This is a genomic window from Treponema zioleckii (assembly GCF_014737315.1).
Taxonomy (GTDB): domain Bacteria; phylum Spirochaetota; class Spirochaetia; order Treponematales; family Treponemataceae; genus Treponema_D; species Treponema_D zioleckii.
This window is the reverse complement of the sequence record NZ_JPUF01000105.1, coordinates 1-5,205: the sequence shown is the minus strand read 5'-3', so window position 1 is coordinate 5,205 and position 5,205 is coordinate 1. Positions and strand designations below refer to the sequence as shown.

Sequence of the window (5,205 nt, the reverse complement as noted above, 5' to 3'; positions counted from 1 at the left end):
CTTCCGCAAGTTCGGCAGGCTCAGCTTCCTCGACTTCGGTGAGTTCTTCCGCATATTCCGCTGGTTCGACCTCTTCGACTTCGGAATGTTCTTCAACAGCTTCCGCAGATTCGGCTTCTTCGTCCTCGGAAAGTTCTTCAACGGCTTCCGCAGGCTCGGATTCCTCGACTTCGGAAAGTTCTCCTGCATCTTCGGCTGGTTCGGCCTCTTCGACTTCGGAATGTTCTTCTGCAACTTCGGCCGGTTCAGCCTCTTCAACCTCGGAAAGCTCTTCAACTACTTCGGCAGGCTCGGATTCCTCGACTTCGGAAAGTTCTCCTGCATCTTCCGCTGGCTCAGCTTCCTCGACTTCGGAATGTTCTTCCGCAACTTCCGCAGATTCGACCTCTTCAACCTCGGAAAGCTCTTCAACTACTTCGGCAGGCTCGTTTTCTTCAACCTCGGAAAGTTCTTCAACGGCTTCCGCTGGCTCAGCTTCCTCGACTTCGGTGAGTTCTTCTGCATCTTCGGCTGGCTCGACCTCTTCAACCTCGGAATGTTCTTCAACTACTTCGGCAGGCTCGGCTTCCTCGACTTCGGTGAGTTCTTCTGCATCTTCGTCAGGCCCGGTCTCTTCGACTTCGGAAAGCTCTTCTGCAACTTCGGCCGGTTCAGCATCTTCAACCTCGGAAAGTTCTTCTGCAACTTCGGCTGGCTCGGCTTCCTCAATTTCGGAAAGTTCTTCAACAGCTTCCGCAGGTTCGGCTTCTTCAACATCGGAAATTTCTTCCGCGACAACTTCGGCCGGTTCAGCATCTTCAATTTCGGAAAGTTCTTCAACAGCTTCCGCAGGCTCGTTCTCTTCGTCCTCGGAAAGCTCTTCTGCAGATTCCGCTGGCTCGGTTTCTTCAACATCGGCGAGTTCTTCTGCAACTTCGGCAGGCTCGGCTTCTTCAACATCGGAAAGTTCTTCTGCATCTTCGGCTGACTCAGCTTCCTCGACTTCGGAAAGTTCTTCAACGGCTTCTGCTGGCTCGGCTGGGTGGCTCGCTCGCTCCGAGGTGGACGGGGATATGACGTCAGGGTTGGGCTGAGTGGCTACGGGCGCGGCAGGTTCTGCATGTGAGGTGGTGCGCAAAGAATCATCAGATTCAACTGTATGAATCTGCTTTACGCTGATTGTTCCGCTTCCGAGAATATCTTCAAGCATTTGCCTAAGTTCAGCTGTATCAAGCATTCCGCCATTTGAAGCGGGTTTTACGCCCAAAATTCCTAAAATTTCATCCCAGCTGTGCTCCAAAAGTTCCTCAACTTCCTTTGAGTGCTTTTTGCCACGGCGACCGAGACTCTTCTTAATTTCATCGCTCAGGCTTTCTTTTCGTCTCGCCAAATCGGCTGGCAAAGAATTCACATCGGAATCCTTGCGCTTAAGAGCCTCCGTAATGACGGCAAGCTGAAGCCTTTTTATTCGCTCTTCAATAACGACCATGTCATCATGCTTCAAGCTAAAAAGCAGGAAAATCAGCAAAAAAAGCGTGATGAACGAAATCGTCAAAAGAAGGACTTTTATTGGCTTTGAGAATTCTATTATAGAATCGTTGTAAATCCAGGCAATAAAGCCAAAATCAGGATTTTTGTTGTCGAGCGAAAAAAGGATTTTCTGAGTATTTTCGTCTGCAATGATTTTTTGCACGGTGATGTCAGCGTAATTTTCCCAATGGTCAAGAATCGCAGCCTCAAAAGCCCCCTGGCTCACGGTCGGGAGTCCGAAAACGAATCCTCCGAAGTTCGAATAGCTTCCGTCTGCTTTTTTTGGCTTTGTAACGAGTTTTGCGTTGTCGCTCACCGTAACAAGATTCTGCTCCTGCAAATAGTGGCTCAAATCGTTCGGGTCGCAGTAAAAGAGAATCGTTCCGCGATACGATGGGATAGAATCGTAAAACGGATACGCAAAAATAATTCGGTTGTCACTTTCGTCGCGATAAAACTTGCATTTTTCCAGAGCAGGCACTTCGTCTGGAGCGTAAGCTTTTTCGCCTGTAACGGCAGGGACAAAAATCGAAGCGTAAGGCAAATCCTTGAAGTCTGTGTATTTTTTGTAAACTACTGACTGCGCAGTTTTTTGGAGAACATCGCTGTCAAATGAACTGTAATGAATCGTGATTCCTGAGGAATCCAAAATTCTTATTCCGCGGAGGGCCGGCGTCTCGGCAAAAAGGTCAACTCGGAGCTGCTCACGATTTTTTACAGACTCGACTTCCGGGCGCACGGAAACATACGAGCGCACGTCCGAATTTTTGGAAAACGTGTCAAATCGCTCTGCAAGAGTCTCAAAATATGTCGTTTGAGCGGCGGAAAGCCCCGCAAGTCTTTTTTCAATGCTTTGTTTTACTTTTGGCTGATAAAAGCGGGTTTCCACAATGTCAAAAAGACCCGCAAAAGCCGCAACCGCAAAAGCCGCAAATAAAACAACAGAAAAAAGCAGGCTGACCGCAATTTTCTGACCAGAAGTCAAACCAAATCCCCTAACAAATTAAAAAAGTAATTACCTTCATTGGTAATTTTCGGAAATTCAGAAACAAAATTAAGTGATTATTTCTGAAATCTGGTGCAAAATAGTCGAATGAAAAAACGGATTGACGGAATTCTGATTCAAAAAGGACTGTGCAGTCAGCGCGGGGCAAAGAATTTTTTTAAGAAAAATGAAATTTTCGTGAACGGAGAAAAAATCAACGACAATAAATTTCTTGTCCAGACAGGGGACAGGATTCACGTCAAAAAAGATTTTAAGAGTTTGAAGGCTGATTCCCAAAAACTCTCGGCGGGCAAAGAAAAATCTACAAGTTTTGAGTTCACCGTTCCCGCAGACTGGTACATTGTCATGCACAAACCTGCGCACTTTGTTTGCAGTCACTTTTCCGATTCCCACAAGACGGTTTACACGCTCATAAATAACTCTCTTTTAAGCCAGATTGAAGCAAGCGGGCAAACTCTGCACACCGTAGGAAGGCTCGACGCGGACACGGAAGGGCTTTTGATTCTCACAACAGACGGAAATCTCTCGCATTTTTTGGCCTCGCCTGAAAGCAAAATAGAAAAAACTTATTTTGCGCGGCTAAAAAACCCTGTGCCGGCAGAAAGTCAGCTCGAATACGCAAAAAAATTCAGTTCGGGAGTCATCTTGCCGGCAGAGAAAAAATCTCCCGAAGAAACTTCCGCTCCAGCCGTCTTAAAATGGATTTCCGCCACGGAATGCGAAGTTACGGTTACGGAAGGAAAATTCCACGAGGTCCGAAGACTCTTTCTTGCCGTCGGAAACGAAGTCGAATACCTAAAGCGAATCTCGTTCGGGAATCTCGCATTAAGTTCGCAAAACCTCGCTCCTGGCGAATACAAAATCTTACGGGACCTTCCGACAGATTTAGTCGAAACGAATTGTTTTTGAATCTTTTCTGCGGCGGTTCACAGAAAAACTTTCGGCAAATCGGGCTTTTCTTGCCTTTTTTTTTGCGCGCTGCTCCCGGCGCTTTAAGAATTGCTTTGAAGAATAGCACTGCTGCTGATTTTTCTGACACAATTCCGAGACGCTAAGGTTCTCTTTCTGGACGAAATTTTTCAAAAGCCGCATCGTCATTATTGCGTCGTCAGAACTTTTGTGAGCCTGCAAATCAGAATTGTCGCAACCTAAAATCTCGCAACGTTTTTCAAGACTTCCAAAAATCACTTCATCTTTTTTTATGATTTTTTCCAAATCGTAGGCGGCAAAGTCGATTCGCGGAAGATTGTACCGCTCGCAGGCCGTAACCACAAATCCAACGTCGTTCAACGAACTGAATCCGAAGACAAGCCTGTTCTCGGCGGTGGCAAGTTTTTTTATGCGCTCGTAAAAAGTCGTAAAATTCGGCTGTTTTCTAAAATGCTCGCGCGGATATGCAAGCTTTATGTCGTTCTTGTTCGCAAAAAGATACCAGTCAAACTCGCATTCAGGGTTCATAACAATGTCATCGGTCTCGATTATGTTAAAGGACTCGTCGGTAAGCACGTACCCAAACGAACACATCTTCCCTACTCCCTCGAAGCAGTTCGCACATTCAATGTCAAAAAATAAAAATCGGTCATAATTCGCTTACAGTATACAGGGTGAGGGCAAGTGGCTCAACCATGGATTTTACGCCCTTTCCTTTATTTTTTCAGGAAGGTGAGCAGGTCTATAACAAGAGCCGAAATCGAGAATGCGAATGCAACAGTATCAAAAAGAAAAAAATCATCTTCCGCTAGTAATGCAGAATAAAATGAAATAAGCCCATAAAGAATAAAAGCCGTATCCTATTGTGATACGGCTTTTGTTTTTAGTTTGAATAGTCTATGAAGTCCGGCAGGTTCTTGGCGAGTTTTTCCATGCGCTCGTCGGTCTGGGAGATTGTGTCGGCAATCTGCTTTAATTCTTCGTCAACGTCAGGGGGCATTTTGTAATCTTTTTTGTAGTGAATCTGATGTTCAAGTGCCGCCCAAAAGTCCATCGCAATGGTGCGGATTTGGATTTCCACCGGAATGTCGCGCTTTTCGTCACTGAACGACACGCGGACTTTTACGATTACGTGAAGGCTTCTGTATCCGCTTTTCTTCGGATTTTTTATGTAGTCCTTCAGTTCGATAATCTCAACGTCATCCTGATTCAAAAGCATTCGGTACACGTGGTAAACGTCGCTTATGAACGGGCAGGTAATCCGGATTCCGGCTATGTCGTAGAGCTTCGTAACCATGTTGTCTATCGTGATTGCGAAGCCTTTTCGCTGCAGTTTTTCTGCAATGCTCATAGGTTCTTTTATTCGGCTCGAAATGTTGTTTATCGGCTTGCGCTCGTGCTTACTTTCAAATTCATCCTCCAAAATCTCGAACTTTGTTTTGAGCTGTTTTATGGCGCTTTCGTAAAGCATCAGGAGCTGCTGGAACTGCAGGGCAACGTTTATCATCTGAGAAGGCTCTGCGGGCATATTGTAGTGATTGTCTTTAGCTGTTTGTTTTAAAATTAATTCGCTGTTCATTTTATGTAATATAGTAAGATTTTTTGCTAAGGTCAAAATTTTATAAAGGGAACCTCTAAAAACATTCAAATTTCAAGTTTTTCGAGATGCCCTGAATGTAGTTGCGGGATTTCAAAAGTTGACGCAAGCACGATGGCAATGTATATTAAAAGCAACGGGGACGTTTGCAAATGAGCGACTA

3 protein-coding genes and 1 pseudogene are annotated in these 5,205 nt (G+C 45.4%); 1 reads left to right on the top strand and 3 read right to left on the bottom strand.

Annotated features, from left to right (window positions below; genetic code table 11):
* Positions 1-2,494: pseudogene (locus tag JI65_RS16295) on the bottom strand (cache domain-containing protein); the annotation flags it as partial.
* A 108-nt stretch (positions 2,495-2,602) separates the two neighbouring features.
* Here JI65_RS16295 and JI65_RS16290 point away from each other — a divergent pair.
* The gene (locus JI65_RS16290) at positions 2,603-3,424 is read left to right on the top strand and encodes a pseudouridine synthase (RefSeq protein WP_191018223.1); all 822 of its coding nucleotides are present in this window, start codon (positions 2,603-2,605) and stop codon (positions 3,422-3,424) included.
* On the opposite strand, the gene JI65_RS16285 is transcribed toward JI65_RS16290, so the two are convergent.
* Together JI65_RS16285 and JI65_RS16280 are read right to left on the bottom strand one after the other, a co-directional pair.
* On the bottom strand, positions 3,401-4,039 hold the full coding sequence (locus JI65_RS16285) for a 3'-5' exonuclease family protein (protein ID WP_191018225.1): 639 nt from the start codon (positions 4,037-4,039) through the stop codon (positions 3,401-3,403). The two genes, JI65_RS16290 and JI65_RS16285, sit on opposite strands and share 24 nt — an antisense overlap.
* Before the next feature lie 289 nt (positions 4,040-4,328).
* Entirely contained in the window at positions 4,329-5,024 is a 696-nt protein-coding gene (locus JI65_RS16280) for a GTP pyrophosphokinase (RefSeq protein ID WP_191018222.1), read from the bottom strand.
* Positions 5,025-5,205: the final 181 nt, after the last annotated feature.

What these genes read in the sequence shown, in the direction of transcription:
- JI65_RS16290 (WP_191018223.1), top strand. Translation starts at nt 2,603, where the DNA reads ATGAAAAAACGGATTGACGGAATTCTGATTCAAAAAGGACTGTGCAGT.
- JI65_RS16280 (WP_191018222.1), bottom strand. Translation starts at nt 5,024, where the DNA reads ATGAACAGCGAATTAATTTTAAAACAAACAGCTAAAGACAATCACTAC.
- JI65_RS16285 (WP_191018225.1), bottom strand. Translation starts at nt 4,039, where the DNA reads ATGTGTTCGTTTGGGTACGTGCTTACCGACGAGTCCTTTAACATAATC.